The organism is Ahrensia marina, assembly GCF_042140245.1.
Lineage (GTDB): Bacteria > Pseudomonadota > Alphaproteobacteria > Rhizobiales > MH13 > MH13.
In genome coordinates, this window is sequence record NZ_CP159483.1 from 2,036,689 (window position 1) to 2,057,781 (window position 21,093).

General features: G+C 57.7%; 24 protein-coding genes. 8 read left to right on the forward strand and 16 right to left on the reverse strand.

Features of this window, described 5'->3' with window-relative positions:
- Positions 1-73 precede the first annotated feature (73 nt).
- Complete coding sequence (locus tag ABWH92_RS10015) at positions 74-757, forward strand: class I SAM-dependent methyltransferase (RefSeq protein WP_375567949.1); 684 nt, start codon at positions 74-76, stop codon at positions 755-757.
- Here the strand turns inward: ABWH92_RS10015 and ABWH92_RS10020 are convergent.
- The 4 genes from ABWH92_RS10020 to ABWH92_RS10035 form a co-directional block, all read right to left on the reverse strand.
- Positions 754-1,659, reverse strand: a complete 906-nt coding sequence (locus ABWH92_RS10020; RefSeq protein ID WP_375567951.1) for an alpha/beta hydrolase — start codon at positions 1,657-1,659, stop codon at positions 754-756. The genes ABWH92_RS10015 and ABWH92_RS10020 overlap by 4 nt on opposite strands.
- Positions 1,649-2,023 carry a hypothetical protein gene (locus tag ABWH92_RS10025; RefSeq protein ID WP_375567953.1) on the reverse strand — a complete coding sequence of 125 codons (375 nt, stop codon included), beginning with the start codon at positions 2,021-2,023 and terminating at the stop codon, positions 1,649-1,651. Before ABWH92_RS10025 ends, ABWH92_RS10020 begins: the two co-directional genes overlap by 11 nt.
- The gene (locus ABWH92_RS10030; protein WP_375567955.1) at positions 2,007-2,429 is read right to left on the reverse strand and encodes a DUF3775 domain-containing protein; all 423 of its coding nucleotides are present in this window, start codon (positions 2,427-2,429) and stop codon (positions 2,007-2,009) included. The genes ABWH92_RS10025 and ABWH92_RS10030 overlap by 17 nt, the downstream gene beginning before the upstream one ends.
- A 151-nt stretch (positions 2,430-2,580) precedes the next feature.
- Positions 2,581-3,093, reverse strand: a complete 513-nt coding sequence (locus tag ABWH92_RS10035) for a DUF1499 domain-containing protein (RefSeq protein ID WP_375567957.1) — start codon at positions 3,091-3,093, stop codon at positions 2,581-2,583.
- Between the two features lie 135 nt (positions 3,094-3,228).
- Here ABWH92_RS10035 and ABWH92_RS10040 point away from each other — a divergent pair, with 135 nt between their 5' ends.
- On the forward strand, positions 3,229-3,870 hold the full coding sequence (locus tag ABWH92_RS10040) for a glutathione S-transferase family protein (protein WP_375567959.1): 642 nt from the start codon (positions 3,229-3,231) through the stop codon (positions 3,868-3,870).
- A 17-nt stretch (positions 3,871-3,887) separates the two neighbouring features.
- Here ABWH92_RS10040 and ABWH92_RS10045 read toward each other — a convergent pair whose 3' ends face one another.
- The 6 genes from ABWH92_RS10045 to ABWH92_RS10070 all read right to left on the reverse strand — a co-directional run bounded on the left by ABWH92_RS10045 (position 3,888) and on the right by ABWH92_RS10070 (position 10,288).
- On the reverse strand, positions 3,888-5,075 hold the full coding sequence (locus tag ABWH92_RS10045; RefSeq protein WP_375567961.1) for a PQQ-dependent sugar dehydrogenase: 1,188 nt from the start codon (positions 5,073-5,075) through the stop codon (positions 3,888-3,890).
- A 98-nt stretch (positions 5,076-5,173) separates the two neighbouring features.
- The gene (locus ABWH92_RS10050; protein WP_375567963.1) at positions 5,174-5,506 is read right to left on the reverse strand and encodes a hypothetical protein; all 333 of its coding nucleotides are present in this window, start codon (positions 5,504-5,506) and stop codon (positions 5,174-5,176) included.
- 175 nt (positions 5,507-5,681) lie between these two features.
- Positions 5,682-7,688 carry an autotransporter outer membrane beta-barrel domain-containing protein gene (locus tag ABWH92_RS10055; protein WP_375567965.1) on the reverse strand — a complete coding sequence of 669 codons (2,007 nt, stop codon included), beginning with the start codon at positions 7,686-7,688 and terminating at the stop codon, positions 5,682-5,684.
- 161 nt (positions 7,689-7,849) lie between these two features.
- Positions 7,850-8,461, reverse strand: coding sequence for a glutathione S-transferase family protein (locus ABWH92_RS10060; protein WP_375567967.1), 612 nt, complete (start codon positions 8,459-8,461; stop codon positions 7,850-7,852).
- A 19-nt stretch (positions 8,462-8,480) separates the two neighbouring features.
- Positions 8,481-8,975: a DUF2269 family protein gene (locus ABWH92_RS10065; protein ID WP_375574230.1), complete on the reverse strand. Its 495-nt coding sequence runs from the start codon at positions 8,973-8,975 to the stop codon at positions 8,481-8,483.
- Positions 8,975-10,288, reverse strand: a complete 1,314-nt coding sequence (locus ABWH92_RS10070) for an SDR family oxidoreductase (RefSeq protein WP_375567969.1) — start codon at positions 10,286-10,288, stop codon at positions 8,975-8,977. The genes ABWH92_RS10065 and ABWH92_RS10070 overlap by 1 nt, the downstream gene beginning before the upstream one ends.
- A gap of 206 nt (positions 10,289-10,494) precedes the next feature.
- Between ABWH92_RS10070 and ABWH92_RS10075 the strand changes: the two genes are divergently transcribed.
- The 4 genes from ABWH92_RS10075 (at position 10,495) to ABWH92_RS10090 (ending at position 14,653) form a co-directional block, all read left to right on the forward strand.
- Positions 10,495-11,697 (forward strand): pyridoxal phosphate-dependent aminotransferase, encoded by a 1,203-nt coding sequence (locus ABWH92_RS10075; protein WP_375567970.1) that lies wholly within the window; start codon positions 10,495-10,497, stop codon positions 11,695-11,697.
- Positions 11,698-11,845: 148 nt separating this feature from the next.
- Complete coding sequence (gene msrP, locus ABWH92_RS10080; RefSeq protein ID WP_375567971.1) at positions 11,846-12,871, forward strand: protein-methionine-sulfoxide reductase catalytic subunit MsrP; 1,026 nt, start codon at positions 11,846-11,848, stop codon at positions 12,869-12,871.
- 357 nt (positions 12,872-13,228) lie between these two features.
- Positions 13,229-14,020: a hypothetical protein gene (locus tag ABWH92_RS10085; protein ID WP_375567973.1), complete on the forward strand. Its 792-nt coding sequence runs from the start codon at positions 13,229-13,231 to the stop codon at positions 14,018-14,020.
- Positions 14,021-14,038: 18 nt separating this feature from the next.
- Positions 14,039-14,653: a LysE family translocator gene (locus ABWH92_RS10090; protein WP_375567975.1), complete on the forward strand. Its 615-nt coding sequence runs from the start codon at positions 14,039-14,041 to the stop codon at positions 14,651-14,653.
- Here the strand turns inward: ABWH92_RS10090 and ABWH92_RS10095 are convergent.
- The 5 genes from ABWH92_RS10095 to ABWH92_RS10115 all read right to left on the reverse strand — a co-directional run bounded on the left by ABWH92_RS10095 (position 14,650) and on the right by ABWH92_RS10115 (position 19,565).
- Entirely contained in the window at positions 14,650-15,402 is a 753-nt protein-coding gene (locus tag ABWH92_RS10095) for an SDR family oxidoreductase (RefSeq protein WP_375567977.1), read from the reverse strand. The genes ABWH92_RS10090 and ABWH92_RS10095 overlap by 4 nt on opposite strands.
- Positions 15,403-15,482: 80 nt before the next feature.
- Positions 15,483-15,977, reverse strand: coding sequence for a lipocalin-like domain-containing protein (locus ABWH92_RS10100; RefSeq protein ID WP_375567979.1), 495 nt, complete (start codon positions 15,975-15,977; stop codon positions 15,483-15,485).
- Positions 15,978-16,437: 460 nt separating this feature from the next.
- Complete coding sequence (locus ABWH92_RS10105; RefSeq protein ID WP_375574231.1) at positions 16,438-17,331, reverse strand: LysR family transcriptional regulator; 894 nt, start codon at positions 17,329-17,331, stop codon at positions 16,438-16,440.
- Positions 17,332-17,440: 109 nt separating this feature from the next.
- Positions 17,441-18,409: a thioredoxin-disulfide reductase gene (gene trxB, locus ABWH92_RS10110; RefSeq protein ID WP_375567981.1), complete on the reverse strand. Its 969-nt coding sequence runs from the start codon at positions 18,407-18,409 to the stop codon at positions 17,441-17,443.
- Between the two features lie 166 nt (positions 18,410-18,575).
- Positions 18,576-19,565, reverse strand: coding sequence for a mitochondrial fission ELM1 family protein (locus ABWH92_RS10115; protein ID WP_375567982.1), 990 nt, complete (start codon positions 19,563-19,565; stop codon positions 18,576-18,578).
- A gap of 106 nt (positions 19,566-19,671) precedes the next feature.
- Here ABWH92_RS10115 and ABWH92_RS10120 point away from each other — a divergent pair, with 106 nt between their 5' ends.
- The gene (locus ABWH92_RS10120; protein WP_375567984.1) at positions 19,672-20,139 is read left to right on the forward strand and encodes an Lrp/AsnC family transcriptional regulator; all 468 of its coding nucleotides are present in this window, start codon (positions 19,672-19,674) and stop codon (positions 20,137-20,139) included.
- 12 nt (positions 20,140-20,151) lie between these two features.
- Here ABWH92_RS10120 and ABWH92_RS10125 read toward each other — a convergent pair whose 3' ends face one another.
- Positions 20,152-20,526: a VOC family protein gene (locus tag ABWH92_RS10125; protein WP_375567985.1), complete on the reverse strand. Its 375-nt coding sequence runs from the start codon at positions 20,524-20,526 to the stop codon at positions 20,152-20,154.
- Positions 20,527-20,630: 104 nt separating this feature from the next.
- Between ABWH92_RS10125 and ABWH92_RS10130 the strand changes: the two genes are divergently transcribed.
- Complete coding sequence (locus tag ABWH92_RS10130; protein WP_375567987.1) at positions 20,631-21,050, forward strand: DUF2267 domain-containing protein; 420 nt, start codon at positions 20,631-20,633, stop codon at positions 21,048-21,050.
- The last annotated feature ends 43 nt before the right edge of the window (positions 21,051-21,093 follow it).

Genomic DNA, 21,093 nt, shown 5'->3' on the forward strand with positions numbered 1-21,093 from the left:
TATCATGACTGCGAAATTACGCAATTTGTCCTTTGAAAACGCATGATAGATGTTGCGTCGAAGGAGATACATCATGACCACCGACACACTGACCTTGCAGCAGAGACCGATGACGACCGACACGCAAAAAGACGCCAAATTCTGGGATGGTATTGCCGAGAAGTACGCCAAGAGCCCTGTTGGCGATATGGCTGGTTACGAGCGCACGCTGGAGCGGACGGCTTCGTTTTTGGATGGGGACTACCGCGTGCTTGAGGTCGGGTGTGGCACGGGCACAACGGCTTTGAAGTTGGCGCCGCACGCCGCGCATATCACCGCCACAGATGTTTCCAGTGCGATGATCGACATTGCCCGGGAGAAAGCCCAGCGAGAGAACACGACCAATGTCAGCTTTGAGGTCGCTCGCGCTTCAGACCCGCGTTACCGTGATCGCGCCTTTGATGCGGTTCTTGCCTTTAACATCGTGCATTTGGTGGCTGATGTGGACGGGCTTTTGGCAAGTTTGCGGGCCAGCCTCAAGCCAGGTGGGTTGCTGATCAGCAAAACGCCATGCCTGGGCGCGATGAACCCACTTGTGCGTTGGGTTGCGGTGCCAGCGCTTAAGCTTGTGGGCAAAGCGCCTCGCTACGTCTGGAGCCTGTCACCGCAGGGGCTTCACGAGTCCATTGAGCGGGCTGGGTTTGAGATCATCGCAAGCGAAACACATCTTACAAGCGGCAAGCCGCATCACCCCTACATCGTTGCCAAGCGAGCCTAGTCAGATAGGTCGCTTAGGAAACGGAGCAGGGCGGCTGTGGTCTGCTTGGGATGCAGATCGATGAAAAAATGGCCGCCCGGCATCGGGGCGTGGCTCACTGGACCTGCAGTCTCTTGGCGCCATAGGCCAACCACGTTGAAGCGCTCACCCATGACGCCGTCCAGACCCTCCATCACAAGCAGAGGGCACGCGATTTTGGGCCTGGGTTGTTCATCGTCGTGAGCGGGGTCAATCAGCGCCCCGGCGCGATAGTCGCCGCAACTGGCAGCGATCATTGCCGGATCGCGCCAGGCTGAGCGATAGGCACCCAGTTGCGCAGGATCGAAGTCCGACAGTTTGGCTTTGCCCCAACCTTGCAGGCAGGTCTCAAAGAACATGTCTGGGTCTGCGCCGATCATGGTGGCCGGGAAGGGCAGGGGCTGGGCGAGGAACGGCCAGTGCCAATAGGCAAGGCTGAGGCTCGTATCCATGTTCACCCAAACATCGATGGTCGGAATGATGTCCATCAGGGTGAGCGACAGAAGGCGCTCTGAATGGTCGAGCGCAAACCGGTGACCGACGCGCGCGCCGCGGTCATGCCCTACCAAGTGAAACCGCTCATAGCCGAGGCTCGTCATGAGAGCGGCCATATCTCCCGCCATGGTGCGGAAGCTGTAATTGTCGGCGTTGGGCGTTGGGGCTGGCTTGCTGGAGGCTCCATAACCGCGCAGATCCGCCGCAACCACCGTGAAGTGCTGCGCGAGCTTGGGAGCGACTTTGGCCCACAGGGCGCGTGTTTGCGGATAGCCGTGCAACAGCAAAACCGGCGGTCCTGACCCAGCGGTCACATAGGCAATGGTGACCCCGTTCGGGCCGGTATGCTCAGCGGTGCTAAAGCCGGGAAAAAGTGGATCAACGCTCAAGAACGATGTCTGCCGTTTCGCCGCCAAGCTCGTCCACGCTGTCATGGGCGCGCACTGTGATGGTGGTTACATCATCAGGGATGGCCAAGGCATTCAGCGAGCGTGTGAAGGGCTGCTCATCCACATGAGGGTGGAACAGGGTGCGGCTGCCGAGAACATTGCCCTTTTCATCGAGAACATCGAACCGGTCGGCATAATGCTCCCAGCCCGTATCAGCGTGCAAAATGGTCGCCGATACTGTCCAGGTGCCACGAATGTCTTGCTCGGCCGTTGCCGCAATCACATCGGCTTCGCCTGCCCATGCCGACCCTGCCAATGCGCTGGAAACGCAGGCAAGCGCCAAAAGACTAAACGCCGAGCGCATCAAGGCCTGCCTCCAAATGTTCGGCGAGCAGCGGCATACCCATAAGATAGGCGCTGGTGGAACCCTCGGCGCGCTCTTTGGCGGACTCCAGGGCTGCAACAAAGTCGTTGGCCTCAAAATCACCGCGCCCAACCCAGGCGATGGCAACCAACGACCCGGCCTCATCGGTATTGAGATCATCGATCAGCTCGCGCAGTTCTTCGCCGGTTAGATCTTCGGCCTCTTCCTCGGCTAGGCCATCATGCTGATGCGTGTCTTCCAACCGCTCGGCGTCGAACTCAATTGTGTCAGCAGACTGATCCAGGTTCTCGAGGTTCAAATCGGCGGACACCGCTTTGGCCTTGTCGATGAACAGGCGAACGGTTGCCGGGTCCAGAGCCAGGTCAACGGAAAGGGGCGGGCGCATCAAAACCTCCATTTTAGCCTCCAGACATTTGCGCCTGTCGGGGGCGGCCCCGACGGTGTTCGCTGGGGCGTTCAACACATTGTGCCGGTTCAGGCCTCATCAGTGTTGATCTTACGCAAGAAATCGGTCGATTGACCGTCCGTCACAAGCCTTATTGCGCCCGGGGCACATCGTCCAGCAGCCCGAGCCACGCTTCCATGCGGTCGCGGTTTTTCCCCATATCAGATTGGCCAAGCTGGGCTGCGGAGTAAAGCACCAGATAGGATTGCATGGGCGGCTCATTGTCACCTGCTGGCAAAACCCAAATGTGATTGGTGTCAGGGAACTGCAATGTTGGCGACCTGGTTATGCCACGGGCGTAGAGCTGCTCACTATCCTGTTCCACCCATTGAATATCTTCGGCTATATCGACCCTCGCCACCAGCGTATCAAACAGTTCGTCGGGTGGCAGGTCAAAGATGGGTGTTCCTGCATCAGAAGGGATGACAAGTGCCTCCTCCGGGCCAAGCAGCACATCATTGGGTTTGCCCGTTCGCTCAAGCGATCCCAGCGTTTGTGCACCCATGTCTGGGTCGCCAGCGACGCGTTCCCAAAGCGTTGCCGGACCGACGAGGAAAAGCGTCGCGGCGGCGATCACGAGCAGGGCGACAATCCAAAAAACCATGCGCATCAAACCTTACCTTTCCGATTTTCAAAGCTATCAACGCGTTTCAACACAGCTGACAATGAAATTCGTTTTTCCGCGCCCCCTAGAGAGGGCATCCTGGGCAAAGCAAGACCTCAACGATAAGGCCGTTTCATGCCCATTCTCTACATTGGCAACAAAAACTATTCCTCCTGGTCCTTCCGGCCGTGGCTCGGCATGACCGTCGCTGGTATCGCATTTGAGGAGCGGCTGGTTCCATTCAATGCTGATGCCAAGAATCCCGACTTTGCAGCCTTCTCGCCGACCAGCCAGGTGCCTGCCTTGGTGGATGGTGATGAAACCATCTGGCAGTCGCTTGCGATTCTTGATCATGTGGCGCGCAAAAATCCGCTGAGCGGCCTTTGGCCTGAAAGCGACAAAGACCGCTCGCACGCCATGGCGATTAGCTGCGAGATGCTGTCCTCGTTCTTTGCTTTGCGCGGCGCGTGCCCGATGAACATGCGCCGCGAACGCGCAGCGATTGATGTAACGCCGGATATTGCCAAAGACGTTTCGCGCGTTGAGACCATTTGGTCGACCTGTTTGCAGGCGAGCGGCGGACCGTTTCTGTTCGGCACGTTTTCCTTGGCCGATGCCATGTTTGCGCCGGTTGTGAACCGGTTGGACGTTTATGATCTGCCGGTCTCTGTCGACACGCCGGCCTATATGGCGACGATCCAAGCCCTGCCAGCCTGGAAAGAGTGGGAGGCTGCCGGGAAGGCCGAAACCTGGGTTGTGGAAGCGGACGAGGCTTGAAGCCCTCGCGCACCTGCTCAGCAGGCTTCCTCTTGCGGGCTGACGCGAACCAAGGAGCCTTCGCTGTCATCGGTGAGCAGCCAGATGGCGCCGTCTGGTCCTTGGCGCACATCGCGGATGCGGCCAAGCGCGCCTTCAAACAAGCGCTCCTCAGATACGATGTTGCCGCTCATGCGATCCAGCCGGACAAGCATTTGGGCCGCCAAGGCACCGACAAGCATGTCACCCTCCCAGCTTGGGAAGAGACTGGCACCGCTTAAGATGGCCATGCCCGAGGGAGCAATGGATGGATCCCAATAGTAGACGGGTTGTTCCAAGCCATCGGCCTCTGTGCCGATGCCAATAGGGGTGCCTGAATAGTTGACGCCGTAGGAGATGGTTGGCCAGCCATAGTTCAGCCCAGCTTGAGGCTGGTTGATTTCATCGCCGCCGCGAGCCCCATGCTCGACCGTCCAGAGCAATCCGGTGGCAGGGTCGAGCGCCGCGCCCTGGGGGTTGCGATGTCCCAGCGACCAGATGGCAGGCTGTATTTCGTTGGGACCGGTGAACGGATTGTCGTCAGGGATCGAGCCATCCTGATTGATGCGTAGCACAGACCCGGCATGATCCATCGGATTTTGGGCGCGCTCTGGCGTACCGCGATCACCGATTGTGAAAGCGAGTGTTCCGTCGGGCAAGAAGACGATGCGTGAGCCGAAATGGAAGCCTGAGCTATCTGGGCTGGACTGCTGAAAGATCACATCGATGTCGGCGAGCGATGGAACGCCCGTCGTCCACCCTTCGAGCGTTGCGCTGGCGATGGACGTGCCCGTGCCGCCATCGCGGGGCTCTGCAAACGAGAAGAAGATGCGGTTGGTGGAGGCGAAATCTGGCGCTGTGACAACGTCCAGCATGCCGCCCTGACGGCGGTCAACCACATCTGGGACGCCTGTCACCTCTTGGGTGGATCCGTCAGAGAGGCTCACCAGGGTCATGGCGCCAGGCCGTTCGGTGAGAAGCGCTGTGTTCGCGTTCAGAAAAGCCAGGCCCCAGGGGTTTTCAAACCCGGTGGCAACCGTGTCTGCGACCAGTGCGCAACTGCCGCTGGTATCTTCGACACGAGGTGTTTGGGCCTGGGATATCGCAGTTGGCAGCACTGCGATGGAAAGGGGGAGTGCGAGGGCGGCAAAGGCCAGATGCTGCGAAAGGCGAGTCGGGCGGTTCATCGGGGGGCTCCGAAGCGTGATGGCGTTGAACACTTCAGATAGGGGCATTTGGTGCCGCTGCAATCGCAGATCAGCTCACTATCGTAGTGGGCATGCTCTCAGCCGATGCGGTGAGAGCGGCGCGGCGCGTTCGCGATGCCTTTGGCGGTCTGACGCCATGTCTGTCGCACCATGGCAAGCATCACAGCAAAAACGGCCAGAACCGCCAGTGTGATCAACGGTCCACCGGTGCTGCTGACGTCTGCAAGAAGCGTGTCGGCGCGGGCGGCGCTTGTCAGCGTCAGCACGGCCACAAACAGCGTGATGGCGACAATGCCTGTGCCTTCAAGCACACGGCCTAAAAAGCCGAATGCGCGCAAGGGGCGCGACGTCTGCTTTGGTCTGGCCGAGAGATCGGTGTCGGTTTGGAAAACGCTGTAAGTGTTGGTCATCACGAGGGCCGTTACGCTGGAATCATCAGTTTCGATGATGCCGTTTGATCAGCGCAGTGTGGCCTGACATGGGAGGTGGTGAGGCCGTTTGCGTACCCTTTGATGGCCCAATTGTGGCAAAGCCGATGTGCTGAAGGTCACACAGATGCCGTTAGGGCAGTCTTCCAGAGCTGTCCTAGAAGGCGATGCGCAGGCCAGCGGTTGCGGAGATCTGGTAGGCTGAGTTGGTTTCCAGCATGGCTTCGGCATTGGCATAGGCGGTGAGACCGGACGAGGTCTGGTATTCGCCGGAGAGGCCAAGGAAGCCACCGAGCGCGGTGTCGTCATCATCGAGCGTGGTGGAGACGGTCTGGCCCAAAAGCGTGCCGGAGATGCCATCATCACCAAACTGGGTGCGCGTTTCGATGCCGCCGATGAGACGGATGGTGGTCAGCGCGCCATTGGCATGAAGGGCCTCAAAGGGCAGGGCGAGCGCGGCACGGGCTGAAGCGATGTGAACGTCGCGATCATCCAGCGTCAGCGGGTTGGTGGTGCCGGTTTCGGTGGTGCCATCCAGGAACAGACCCGCATAGGCCAGGGTGAGTGACTGTTCGATGGTTGGCAGAGCAAAGCTTGTCGAGCCCATACTTGTAGGGCTGAAGCCTGTGGATGTGCTGTTGGTGACGGTGACCTGCGGGTTGATGAACCAGCCACCAAAGTCAGCGCTTGCTGTTTCAAGGCCGGTGGCGACCAGATTGTTGACGGTGACGCGCTCCTGGTCATAGTCGGTGTAGCCGAGGGTGAGCGCGCCATCCCAGGCCAGACCCCAAGCCTCTGTGGAGGCGTAGACACCGGCATAGTAGCTGGTTGTGTCAGTCTCTTGAGTGTCGATCTCATTCTCTGAGGTGCTAGCAGCAAAGCCTGCCATCACACCAACACTGGTGATCGCATCCAGTGGCACATCGACACCGGCGACCAGACCACCGGTCAGGCTTTCAAAGGTGCGGCCCACCCGGTCGCTATCATCCTCGCGATAGGCCCCAAAACCTTCGATCCAGAAGCGGCCCGGATTGAGAGGCGGGGTATTGTCCAAATCAAGATCAGAGAAAGCCGCCAGGCGGGTCTCGTCAGCGGCCGCAAAGCGACTGGCAAAGCTGGAGGCAAAGCCAAGCGCCGGGTCCGAGCGCATTGTCGACTGACGACTCTGCACCTTCTGGCCAATGCCGGAGGTTAGGGCGGCAAGCGTATCATCCAGTGATGTCAAAGCGGACGAGTCTACAGCGACGATCTGAACATCATTGTTGCCGTTCCCTACCACCGGGACCACTGCAGCTAGATGGCCATGCAAAGTGCCGATGCCAACTTCTGTTGCACCGCCGTCCGATTCAAAGGTCGAGTTCACTGACAAACCCTCCCCGACATGAAGTATGTTGGTGCCGCCGCCAAGATCAATCCGGCCGATGATGACGGAGCCTGCGTTGAGCGTGAGGTTGGTATCGACAGCGCCGGTCTCGTACAAAGCGCGGGTACCGCCTTCGATCGTGCCGCTGTTAATCAGGCTGGACAGACCGGTGACACCCCAAACGGCGTTTATACTGGCTCGCAGCAGACCTGCATTGAAGAGACTGTCTATGTTGGAGGCGAACAACGCACCATCGCCGCCGAGTACTGAACTATGGTTGATGAAATTGGAAACTCGACCCCCACCAGGAAAAACGAAGACAGTGCCTTGAATGGTGCCATGGTTGGTTAGGTCAGAAATGTTTCCAACAACCTGAATAGCGCGATCAGAGCCAATGATCGTGCCGGTGTTGCTAAGGTTGATCAGGTCACCAAAAATGCTGATGGCCTCATAGCTTGATTCAATGGAGCCCAAGTTTGTGATTTGTGCATCGGCGCCTAGATAGATACCTCGGTGATTGACGCCTACACCCGTTCCACGGATTGTTGCCCCAGCCTCGACCGTCACAGTCACGTTGGTCTCAGTACCTGTGCCCAGGACATTCGTTACGGTACTTTCGGTCGTTCCTTGGCAGACCAACACTGCGCCATTGGCCAGTGCTGGCGAGCAGGCGGCCAATGCCGTGCTGGTTAGAAAGAAAGATGGCGCGGTCGTTGTAGAAAGCGCCAAGCTCCCTGCCACCGCCAATTGCCTTGCCAGTTTTGTCGCGATGGCCGCGCTTTTTGGGAATCTCCCTTGCATGAACCCAATCCCTTTGCCGCTTCCTCAAGCGTGGGCGTTCGGTTCGTGTGCAATTATGCTTTTGCCTTTATCGACCGCGCGCAGATCAGGGGTAGGGTGCCGGGCAAAAGCGAATTTATGGTTAACCTTACGTAAATCTTCAGGTTGGGCGTTTTAGACGCCTAGGGCCGCCAGTCCATAGCTACATGGCCGGGCTGGTTCTGCACCCGCGTCATCCACGCATTGATGCCGGGGAAATCCGACAGGTCAAACTCACCATCACCGGCCACATGGGTGTAGGCGTAGAGGGCGATGTCGGCGATCGAATACTGGCCTGCGGCGAAGAAATCATGGGTTTCCAAATGCCGCTCCATTACGCCAAGGGCTTCATAGCCACGCTCCCACCAATCATCGAGCATATCGCGTTTTAACTCGCGACCGCCCTTCATCAGCTTCAGCCAGAAGCGGGCAACCGCGATGTACGGCTCATGGCTGTATTGCTCGAAAAACATCCATTGCAGCACTTCGGCGCGGCAGAACTTGCCCTCAGGCATCAGCGGCGTGTCTTCGGCCAGAAAGAAAAGGATGGCGTTGGATTCTGAAAGCAGTTGGCCGGTTTTCAGCCGCAGCGCTGGCACCTTGCCATTGGGGTTGAGAGCCAAAAACTCTGGCGTGCGGCTTTCGCCCTTTAAAATGTCCACGTCATGAATTTCAAACGGAATGCTAAGCTGCGCCATCGCCAACCGCAGCTTGTAGCAATTGCCGGAATTCTGCATGGAATAAAGCGTGTGCATAAAGACCTCGGACCGACCGTCAGAAGGGGAGATTAATCGCAGGGCGATACAGCATCAGCGCGATGATAAGCAACACAGCAAAAAAGGCGGGAAAACCGCAAGCAAACCAAATGCGATAGAGCCTGTAATAGCGGGGTGGTAGGGCAGTTTCGTTGGCGACAGATTTTTGGGCCATATCGCGCAGCTGAATTTGTATCCACACCACGGGTAACCAAAACAGCCCAACGAACACGTAAAGCAACAGTGACAGCACGATCCAGTCTTCAGACAGCGACCAGCCCACCACGCTGGCCAGCAAGAGACCGGTGATGGGCTGGGCAATGGCGGCAGTCGCGGTGAAAAGCGTATCGGCAATCACAACGATACCGGCCGTGTGCGCGATGAGTCTGGGATCGCCGGTGCGATGAGCCATCACCATGAAAAAAGCGATGCCTGCACCCGTGCCAAGCAGAACTGTTGCACCGATGACGTGTGCCCAGCGTAGTGCGAGCTCCCAGAAGACATCATCGAGCATCATCGTGTCTCCAGCAGCACGCGCGCAACCAGTGCCAATACAATCGCTGGCAGCACTTTGAACAATGGGCCCAAAGGGTCGAGCCAGAGATGCAGTACGACAAAGGTGGAGGCGAGCAGATAGAACAGGCTGACGGCCACCATGAGCCAGCAGATTTGTTTGGCAAAGCGCCTGATTAATATGCCAAAGGCCAGCGCGATATCGACAAGCGACCAAAAGATGACGCTGGCTTGCGCCATCCGTGCAGACCAACCGGCGTTCTCCAGTACCAAGCCCGCTTTGTCCAACTGGAGCAAACCAATCGCTCCGGCACTCAGCCAAAACACAAAAAGGGTCGCGATGATGATTGGGAAGAGCAATGCCATGCGTGCGGCAAGACGATGCTCGCTGGTGGCGGGCATAGACTGCAACGTGGCTTGCAAACCCATGAGCTCTTGGCTACCAGCGGCGACCCATTGATCGCTATTGCCACGCACGCCGTCGCGCAAAACGACAATTGCTGTGGAGCGCAACGCCGAGCGCCAGCCCAGCCGGCCGAGACCATCGGCTGCCTTGGATGTTGCGGTGACCAACCATCTGGGTGCGGTCCAAGTCCAGCGGGCAGGTTGGAAACCAAGCCAGGCGCGGTGCGCGGAAATGATCTGCGCCAGCGTGTGCGATTTTTGCTCGACCAGATCAGCCTCTGTCCCGGGCGGAATTTCTCCTGCGATGCAAAGCGCAACGGCCCTACAAACGTCCGCCAAAGCAACGGATTGGATAGGGCTCTCGGCAAGAGCGAGCGGTTGAACAAGGGGCACCGCCGCCAACATGCGTATCAGCGCGGTACCGCCATAGGCATGAGGTGCGAGCACGAGTCCAGGCCGTAGGATCCAGCTGTCTGTTTTGGTCGCCCGCACGGCCTTATCACCAGCGGCTTTGGTGCGCATGAATGCCGTTGACGCGTCGTCCTGTGCGCCAACCGCTGAAATCTGGATGATCTTGGTCTCGGTCGTCTCGCACGCCTTGGCCATTGCGGCGATGGCGCGGTGCTGGACGTGGTCGGTGTCGTTATTGGCACCACTTTGCAAAGTACCCGCGCAATTGATCACGATGTCGACATCTGCGAGCAGCGGTTGCCAAGCCTCGCTTGTTTGCAGTGCCCGAAGATCACGGATGCGCCAAGGCATATGAGGCAGCACGCGTTGGGCCGTCGCTTCGCTGCGCCCAAGACCGGTGACTGTGTGACCAAGCGCCAGCAAATGGTGGCAGACACCTGAACCAATCAGCCCGTACGCTCCGAGCACGAGGATATGGGGTGCTTTACTCTCATTCATCTGGCCACTCTAACCGCTAACCGGCCCAATTCACCCTGCCAGAACGTCACGTGGAATAAAGTTGGCGCCCACACGTAGTCCAAGTGCTGACGCCTGTTGTTGTGGTGTTGGCACTTCGCCTGCTTGCACGGGGATGCTGGCAGGTCTAGGAGTTTTGCTACGTTTCCGACCTCACGTTTTAACTCGTATTGAAGGATCACACTCCCATGGCTTTCCTCGCCGACTCGCTTGCCCGCATCAAGCCTTCTGCCACCATCGCGGTGACCAACAAGGCGCGTGAGCTGAAAGCCGCCGGTCTCGATGTGATCGGTCTGGGGGCAGGGGAACCGGATTTCGACACCCCTGACAACATCAAGCAAGCGGCGGTTGCCGCGATCAATGATGGCAAGACGAAATACACTGCCGTTGACGGTATTCCCGAGCTGAAAGCTGCAATCAGCGCCAAGTTCAAACGCGACAATGGCCTGGACTATGATGCAAGCCAGATCACGGTCGGCACAGGCGGCAAGCAGGTGCTCTACAACGCGTTGGTCGCAACGCTCAATGAGGGCGATGAGGTGCTGATCCCAACGCCCTATTGGGTGAGCTATCCCGATATGGTGCTGCTGGCTGGTGGTACACCGACTTTTGTCGAAACGTCGATGGAAACCAGCTTTAAGCTGACTGCCGAGGCGCTGGATGCTGCGATCACGCCAAAGACCAAATGGCTGATCTTCAACTCGCCGTCCAACCCGTCAGGCGCTGCTTACTCGCAAGCCGAACTGAAGGCACTGACCGATGTGCTGGTGAGGCATCCGCACGTCTGGATCATGACCGACGATATGTATGAGCATCTGGTCTATGATGATTTTCAGTTTGCAACGCCTGCTCAAGTGGAGCCGCAACTCTATGAGCGCACGCTGACCGTCAACGGTGTATCCAAAGCGTATGCCATGACGGGCTGGCGGATCGGGTACGCCGGTGGTCCAGCACACCTCATCAAGGCGATGGCGAAAATTCAGTCGCAGTCGACGTCCAACCCATCGTCTGTTTCGCAATGGGCAGCCGTCGAGGCGCTGACAGGCACGCAAGATTTCATTGAACCCAACAACGCGATCTTCAAGCGTCGTCGTGACCTTGTGGTCTCCATGCTCAATCAGGCTGTCGGTATCAGTTGTCCGACGCCGGAGGGGGCGTTTTACGTCTATCCGTCGTGCGCCGGGACGATGGGCAAGACGGCACCCTCGGGCAAAGTGTTGGAGAGCGACGAGGATTTCGTCACCGAGCTTTTGGAAACCGAAGGCGTGGCCGTGGTGCAAGGCTCGGCGTTTGGGCTTGGACCAAACTTCCGCATTTCCTACGCGACCTCTGATGAGGCGCTGGAAGAAGCGTGCATGCGCATCCAGCGGTTCTGCGGCAATCTGAAGTGATGTGACCGTCATAGCCGGGTTTGACCCGGCTATGATTATCCTTGGCCATAGCGCCATATGGCGGTGACCTAACGGCCTTGTGAGTGGACGGTGATGGGTGGCGCGCCTATCTGTGGTCAAACGCCAACAGACAAGGTGCGCGAAAGCTATGCTGATCCGCTCAAAGAAACGCTGGGAACTGCCCGAAAAAGCCGCAACGGACGAGAGCGTCTATCTCAGCCGCCGTTCGCTGATGAAGGGTGCCTTGGCGCTGGGTGCTGCTGGAACCACGCTGGGTGCCACAACCCGCGAAAGCCAAGCGTTGTTTGGCCTGTTTGAAAATGACGGCGGTGGCAACGAAGTGCCATTCACCGTCGAAGGCGACCCCACAGCCGATCTTTATCCGGCCTTTGCCAACCCCAGCTACACCAATGCCGGGCGTCCGCTGACTGAAGAAATGGACGCGGCGACCTACAACAACTTCTATGAGTTCGGTTCGCACAAAGGTATCTGGCGTGCGGCGCAGAGCCTGGAAACACGCCCTTGGACCGTGATTTTCGATGGCATGGTGGAAGAAGAGCGCCAGGTTGATATCGACACGCTCATCCGTGCCATGACCTTGGAAGAGCGGGTCTATCGCCATCGCTGTGTAGAAGCTTGGGCGATGACGGTGCCGTGGACTGGATTCCCGATGCGCGATCTGGTGGCCTATGCCCGCCCTCTTTCAAGCGCCAAATATGTTGTCATGGAGACCTTCAACGATCCGGATATGGCATCCGGGCAGCGTCAGAGCTGGTACTCCTGGCCCTACACCGAAGGCCTGACGATCGAAGAGGCCAACCATGATCTCGCCTTTATGGCCACAGGTGTTTATGGCAAGCCGATTGCCAAACAGTATGGTGCGCCGATCCGCCTTGCTGTGCCGTGGAAATATGGCTTCAAAAGTGTGAAATCACTGGTGCGTTTCACCTTCACCGACCAGCGCCCACTGACCTTCTGGGAAGAAGCCAATGCCAATGAGTACGGTTTTTGGGCCAATGTGAACCCGGAGGTGCCGCACCCACGCTGGAGCCAGGCAACCGAACGGTTGTTGGGCGATGCTGAAGAGCGCGTGCCGACCCAGATATACAATGGCTATGGACCTGAAGTGGCTGAACTCTACAGTCAGATCGACGATCCGCGCCTCTACATGTGATCTGCCTACGCTTTTGCAAACGGTAACGGGACGTGATGGCTCGATAAGGGCCATTGCCGCATGCTCGGCATAATCCTCACGCTGTCTGGTGACGTCTTCAACCAGATGGATGTAAGATTATGACCCCCCGATTTGCTTTATTGTCTGTTTTTGCTGTGTTTTTTCTTGCGGCCTGTAACCCGGCAGAGACGCCGGGTGCAGATGAGCCTGCGCAACTGAACAACTCTGCGCCTGATACAGTTCCAGAGCAGCAGCCCTTAACAGAGTAGAACCTTTCGCGTTACGACAGGGCCTGTCAGCGAGTCAGCACACTCGGGGCAGGCCCTGCGCTTTTTTGCTGACCTTAGGAGCCAATCCATGCGTATCCGCTACGCCGTCCTTCCCCTTCTTGCCGCCCTTATCCTTGCCGGTTGCGATGACCAAAACGCTGATCAAGCAGAAGCACCAGAGCTGAACGAATATGATTCACCTGAGCCGGTCGTACCTGCGCCCGAAGAAGAGGTTGCCGATGCACCGCCGACCGATCTGACGCCAACCCAAGAGGCCGTTGACATCGTCCAGGATGCCGCCGGTGCCCTAACCGAACTGGCCGCAGAGCAGCTCAATGATGTGACCAATGGCCAACCGCTTGATGAGGCTGCCTCCGAGCTTGCAAGTGATGCGGTGAACGCGCTTTCTGAGCAGGTAAATAATGCGGGCGAGGGCCTGTCTCGCTTGGCCAATGATCTTGCTGGTGCTGCCAGTGACACGGCGGACGCGGCCCAAGAGGCGGTTGCCGATGATGCCGCTGCCGGTCAGGCAGCCGCTGAAGATGTCGCCAATGACGTGGCCACGACAACGGGCAACGCGGTGGATGCCGTTCAAGATGCCGCGCAAGATCTGGCAGCCGCAGCAACCGAAGCACTGACTGCAGATGTCGACTGGCAGAGCGCATTCTCGCCTGACGTGCCCTACTACAATCTTTCCGAAGCGCCTGTGACGGCTTACACTGAGGCCAATGGGTCAGAGGTTGCTGGAACCGTCGCGCCTGGTGGCGGTGGTTTCATTGAAACCTGCAATGAAGCGCTTGATTGGTGCCTCATCCCGTTTGGTGAGAATGGTGAAACGGGCTGGGTTGATATGACGGCGTTTGGCGGCGTCGCAAACTAGCCCTGAAAGGGTGGTTTGATGACACTGGAAACAATGCTGGCATTGATCGGGGCAACCGCCATTTTGGTGGCGATCCCCGGTCCCAACCTTGCGCTCTTTATCGCCAACACACTCGCACATGGTTATCGGTCGGGCGCTGTCACTGTGTTTGGCACGGCGACCGGTATTGCCGTGCAGTTGTCTCTGGTGTTGCTGGGATTGGCTGCGCTTTTGGCGGTCGCAGCTTCAGCTCTCGTTTGGCTGAAATGGGCGGGCGTTGCCTATTTGCTTTATCTCGGTGTGATGAGTTGGCGGCGGGCCGATGATGCCATCTCGGCTCCAGAAACGGTTAGTGCATCAAAGAGAAGACTGTTCTTCCAAGGCCTGATGCTCTCCATCGTCAATCCAAAGACACTGCTTTTCAACGTGGCGTTCATTCCGCAGTTTGTACGGGTTGAGAATGGCGTTGGCGGGCTTCTGGTACCGGCGTTGGTCTATCTCACCGTGATCCTGATTGGCGACCTGCTCTGGGTGGCCTTTGCCGGGTCGGCCCGCCCGACTGTTTTGAAGTTGGGCAAGCTGCGCCACAAACTCACCGGTGGGTTGTTTGTTGCCTCAGGTGTGGGCTTGGCACTTGCTCGCGTTGATCGCTAGACCTTGCTGATGGAGTTGCCGCCATCAGCGAGCATGGCACTGCCGGTCACGAAGGAAGACTGGCTTGAGATCAGGAAAAGTGCGGCCTGAGCGATCTCCTTCGGATCGGCCATTCGTTTGAGGGCGTGAAACTGGGCTATGGCGGCATGTGTTTGCGGATCGTCACCGGCCATCGGTGTCATTGTCCCACCCGGCAACAATGCATTGACACGCACACCATCTGCGCCGTGCTCAGCCGCCAACACCTGGGTAAGACCAATCAACCCGGCCTTGCTGGCCGCATAGGCACCCATGCCCGGCAAACCGATCGTATGGCCAACAAAGGTTGACGTGAACACCAGCGATCCGCCTCCACGGGCCTTGAGGGCTGGTATCTGGTGCTTGGCGGCCAGAAAGCCTGACGTCAGGTTGATGTCTATGACCGTTTGCCAGGTTTTTGCTGTCATGTCGGGTATCGGGCCGAGTTCACCCAAAATTCCAGCATTGTTGAAGGCCGCATCAAGTCCGCCAAAATGTTTGTGCGCCTGATCAACAAGCTTCTTGGCGTAGCTTTCGTCCTGGACATCGCCCGCGATGGCTATGGCCTGCCCGCCATCGCTCGTGATGTCCTGTGCAAGGGTATCAAGCAGGTCTTGCCGACGAGCGCCCAGAACGAGGTTGGCGCCGTGTTCGGCAAAAAGACGTGCCGCAGCTGCTCCGATACCGCTGCTTGCGCCAGTGATTAGGACCGTTTTGTCGATGAGTTGCATAGTGCCTCCATGTGTTTTGGGAGGCTCTTGCTAGGCGGTCGATCCGGTTCGCACGACCCGATTGCAGACCTGTTGCACGATCAAGCCTTGGCGCGGACCCAATCGACATATGCGGTCACGTCGTGCCCTTGAAACCTTGCGCCGCTAGCGCTCAGTGCCAGTTTATCACCGTCCAGCTCCACCTGACGCACTTGCTTGCTGCCAACCCAATTGGGGCAGGAAGCCTGTGTGACGTGATGGGTCACCACATCGCTGTCCTGGGTGTATTTTCCTGCGTAGGTGATGTGGGAGATCATCGCGGCCTGGTGTTCTTCGGGCGTGCCGGTGAAAGGATCGGCGTCGGCATAGTTGGGACGGTCGGCAACTGACATGTGCACGAACACAAACCCATCAGGTGAGTAGCTGATATAGCCGGAGACATTCTCGCCAAATGGAAAAAAGCGTTGGCCAGACGCATCTTCATTGTACCAGCGTTTCAGTTCCCAGGTTCCGACAAGGTTGGGGTGGGGCAAGCTGATATCCTTGATGGAGAATGCGGTGATGTGCCCTTCGCTTAGCAGAGGCGGTTTGGGCATTCCAGTCAGCACAAAAAAACGCCGGGCGATCCGGTCACCATGGAAGGTGTGATCAAGCCCGACGTTTGGAGTTAGGGGCGACGCATCCGAGGGGTGGAGCGTCGCCTCGAGGGGAACAGCGGTCGGCGCAGGGAGGGACGCGCCGTAATGACCGTGTTGGAAAGATATCTAAGCAATTGCTGACCAATCTCAATGAATAAGCTGGCATGTCAGTTATGCGTTGAGTGCATGGCTTTCACAGAAGCGCCATGATTGCGCATAGGTCATTGAAAAACAGTCGAAAAATGCCTGGCAAAAAGGCATCTTTGGACGTGCCATGCGTAGTCTGTCTGTTTGGTAGGCAGGTCGGTGACCCGTTTCTGGAACTGTTCACGGCAGTTTGGAACAGAACTGAGCTGGTCCATCAGGGCAATGTTAACGAATCAGTGGGCCGTCATTTTCTCAAAGCTGCCAGCGCCGTTTAGTAGCTCCAGCGGCGAGCGTTGGCCAAAAGGAAGTCGCGGAACACCATCACGCGGGCCGAATTGCGCATCTCTTCGGGATAGACAAAGTAGGTGTCGAAGAAGGGCAGGTCCTGGCCCTCAAGCTCAATCCGCACCAGGTTCTTATCGTCCTCAACAATGTAGTCCGGCAACATGGCGATACCGACGCCGCGTAGGCATGCTTTGCGCAGACCGTAGACATTGGTGATGCGCACCTGAGCCCGGCGGGGATCGTCTTCCTCGCGGCCGACATTTTCCAGATAGTTGATGTTCCGCAGATAGGGCGGAGCCGGATAGCCATAGGTCAGGATCACGTGATCATCGAGCTCGGCGATGGATTTTGGCTGCCCGTGACGCTTGATGTATTCCGGTGCTGCATAGATGTGAAAGTGCACTGTGAACAGGCGCCGCTGCACCAAGTCAGGTTGAATAGGTTTGCGCAGGCGGATCGCGACATCGGCCTCACGCATAGACAGATCAAGCTCATCATCGTTGAGGATGAGCTCCAGCTGGATGCCGGGATAGAGGTCGCGAAACTCCTGCAATCGTGCAGTCAGCCAAGTGGACCCAAGGCCCACCGTGGTGGTGACGCGAAGGGTGCCGGTTGGCTGGTTTTTGGAATCCGATAGGCGAGTGCGCACACGATCCAGCTTTTGAAGAACTTCGTGTGCTGTGCGGTAAAGCAGTTCGCCCTGTTCGGTCAGGACCAAGCCACGGGCATGGCGGTGAAAGAGCTTCACATTCAGGTCAGCTTCCAATGCCGAGACCTGACGGCTCACGGCGGATTGGCTCATGTGCAGCCCGTCACCTGCATGGGTGAAGGACCCGGCTTCAGCGGCGGCGTGGAAGATGCGCAGCTTGTCCCAATCCATCACCGCAGCGGTGTCATCATGGACGATGATGCGGCCTGAGTTGGGCATGAGGCGGTTCCTTGTGAGGCTCAAATTGTGGGGCGGTGCCCCTGTTGGCCCCGCTTAATGGCTATTCTGCAGCTTGCTGAAGGCTTTCATGCTCGGCCAGATACTTCTCAGCCTCTAGAGCAGCCATACAGCCAAGGCCTGCTGCCGTCACGGCCTGACGATAAATATCGTCGGTTACATCACCGGCAGCGAAGATGCCCGGCACATTGGTGGCTGTGCTGTCGGGCGCGGTCCAGAGATAGCCATTGTCTTTCTGCTTCAGCTTGCCTTCAAACAGGCTGACGGCAGGTGCGTGACCGATGGCGATAAACACGCCGTCGGTTGGGTGATCCATGGTTTCGCCGGTCACTGTGTCTTTCAATTGCAGGTGTGTGACATGGGCTGGGAAGCCTGTCTCGCCGCGAATTTCTTCCACTTGCTTGTTCCACAGCACGTTGATTTTGGGGTGCTTGAGCAATCGGTCTTGCAGAATTTTCTCTGCCCGCAGCTCATCGCGCCGGTGGATCAGCGTGACCTCGTTGCAAAGGTTCGCCAGATAGAGCGCTTCTTCCACAGCGGTGTTGCCACCACCAACAACGGCGGCGCGCTTGTCGCGGTAGAAAAATCCATCACATGTGGCGCACGCTGAGACGCCGCCGCCCATAAAGGTTTGTTCCGACGGCAGGCCCAACCATTTGGCCTGCGCGCCTGTTGCAATGATGATCGAATCGGCGGTGTAGACTTTTCCGCTGTCGCTTTGGCAGACGAATGGGCGCTGCGTTGTGTCCACATCGGTGATGATGTCTTGCACGAACTGTGTGCCGACATGCTCAGCTTGGGCTTTCATTTGCTCCATGAGCCAAGGACCCTGGATGACGTCGGCGAAGCCAGGATAGTTCTCAACATCGGTGGTGATGGTCAGCTGACCGCCGGTTTGCAGGCCGGATACGAGCATCGGTTCCAGCATGGCGCGGGCGGCGTAGATGGCGGCCGTATAGCCAGCAGGGCCGGAGCCGATGACGAGCACTTTGGTGTGAAGTGTTTGGGACATAGGGTTTGCCTTGGGGTTGGCCTTAAGCAGAGTTGTGTTGCCCGGCGCGGCGTTCAGTTTATGCCGGTGCTTTTTCAGCCCAAAAGATATGCAGGCTTGCACCGACTGCCAAGCTTTGCAGGCTTTGGGTCACCGGCTCGTGATGGCTTATCCCCGGTTTCCGGTGCTAGGCGAGCCGTTTTAGCTGCTCTGTGATGGCCGACGCGATCAAGGGGGTTGCGTCGATGGGGTCTTGGACGCGGTCGAATTGCGCTTGGCCTGGCGAGGTGATGGCCCCTTCCGCATCCATTGCATCAAGGAAACGGATGAACTTTTTCGGCAAGCCAGCTGGGCGAAACACCATTGTGTGTTTGCCTGCGCTGAGCGCTTCCGACACCATATTGTGGCTGTCGCCCGTCACCAGAAACGCATCGCACGCGCCGAGCATGCCTTGATAAGGATTGGTGAGTGTCTCGGCCAACGGATTGCCGTCCCATAGCCAAAGATGACGATGGGTGCTGGCCAACGCTTGGGTAAGTTCTGCCGGGGTGCGGCGTGAGGGCGTTACAAGCACACTGCCAGCCTTCTGTCCGGCTATTTCGACAGCGTGAACAAGCCGGTCTATCGTGGCTTGTTCATAGGCAACATGTTTGGTGGCCCCGCCGAGCATCACCCCTAACCAGGGTCTTGGGTAGCGCGCGAGCTGGGCGCGCAGGGCACTGCCTGCTTTGGCTCTTCGCTGCGCTGTATGTCCGTGCGGACCAGTGTGTGTGGTGATGACGTTGGGCCCGCGCAGTTTGTCATGTGTTGGCACCCAAATAAGATCGGCGGTTCCTGGGCCCGTGCGCGGGTCTTTCAAGAACACCGTTAGGGTCTCATAGCCCCATTTGTTTTTGACAGCTTTCAAATAGGGTACAGCGCGACGGCCTGACGCCAAAACAAGTCTTGGTGGGGCGGCTAGGTCGGCCAGAGCTTGTTGGAACCCCTGATCACCGCCTGTGCGGCCCAACATCGCGGCAATCTTGCTTGGCTTGACCACGATCTCTTGCACGGATGCGCCCAGCGCGGCTGCGACCCCTTGGCATGGGGCCAGATCACCCATCTTGCCATCGGTTAGGATCAGTGTGTGCAAAGGCCTGCCGTTCGTTCTGTGGAGGACTGCATGAAATTCCGCCATAGCGTCTGCTTGAAAGCGTCACATGAAGGTGTCAATCAAGACCGCGCAACACTGTTACGCTGCGGTAAAATTATGGCGAAACAGCATATGAGGAGGTGAGCCAGCGATGAAAGCCCTTTTGGATGCTATCGATTGGCAAATCCTCGCCGAGTTGCAGGCCGATGGCCGCATGACCAATGTCGAGTTGGCGCGGCGAGTGGGCATTTCTGCGCCGCCCTGTTTGCGTCGTGTGCGTGCTCTGGAAGAGGCTGGGCTGATCCGTGGTTACCGTGCCTTGCTTGATGAGAAGGCCCTTGGGTTTGACATTGTTGCCTACGCAATGGTGGGTCTGGTCAATCAATCAGAAAGTGATCTGGTGGCGTTTGAGGCGCGGGTGGCCGGGTGGTCAACGGTACGCGAATGCTATGCCATTTCGGGCGAGGCGGACTTCATCTTGAAGTGCGCGGCCAAAGACTTTTCCAGCTTCCAGGCTTTTGTGATCGATGAACTGACCAAGGCTGACAACATCGCCTCTGTGCGCACGGCACTCACACTACGCCGGGTTAAAGATGCTGGTGTCGCGCCCGTCGAATGAGAATGGATCGCGCTAGCGATGCTGATCGACGAGGATCGGGTTGCCATCGGGATCGATCAGCACGAAGCTGCCAGGGCCGCTGCCTTTTTCATCAACCTCTGATTCAAGATGAACATTTTTGGCCTTCAAATCCGCTTGAAGTTGGCGAACATCGTCGAAGCTTTCCAACGGGTTGGCGCCTTGATCCCAACCAGGATTGAAAGTGAGCATGTTCTTTTCAAACATGCCTTGGAAAAGACCGATAACGGTCGATCCATTTTTCAGGACCAGCCAGTTCCGTTCCTCATCACCTTCCATCTTTAAGAAGCCGAGCTTCTCGTAAAAGGCTTTCGACTTGGCTAGGTCTTTGACCGCTAGGCTGATGGAAAAGGCACCCAGTTGCATCATCAAACTCCAGAAACGAGACCACTTCAGCGGCGCTTGGTGTAGAAGGTTCGCCGGTTGATAGGTCACTGGTTCGACCACATGTACCGTAGAAGGTGGAGTATCCAATGCCAATGCCGCAAGCCTATCAACGGGCTGGCCCAGAGTTTGACCGACTGCTGATCGAGCTTTGCGATGATTTGAATCTGACCACCCGCAATCAGGCTTACACGGTTCTTCAATCCGTGCTGATTGTCTTCCGGCGTCGGCTGGTAGCACATAACGTGCTGCGTTTTGCTGCGCTGTTGCCGCCGATCGTTCGTGCCATTCTCGTGGCTGATTGGACGCCGAATGAACACTGCCCCGATTTCGGGTCAAGCGCCGAGCTGTTCGAAGAAGTGCGCTCCATCCGCAGAGATCACAATTTTTCCGACGAGAACGCCATTCACGTGGTCACCCAGGCGCTGCGCCGCCGCATCAATGCAAACGATCTAGAGGTGTTTGTCTCCGATCTCCCAGACGGGGTGAGGCGCTTCTGGGAGATGTGATTAGCGCTGGCGCGTTGCGCACAGGCTATGCCGGTTGATCACC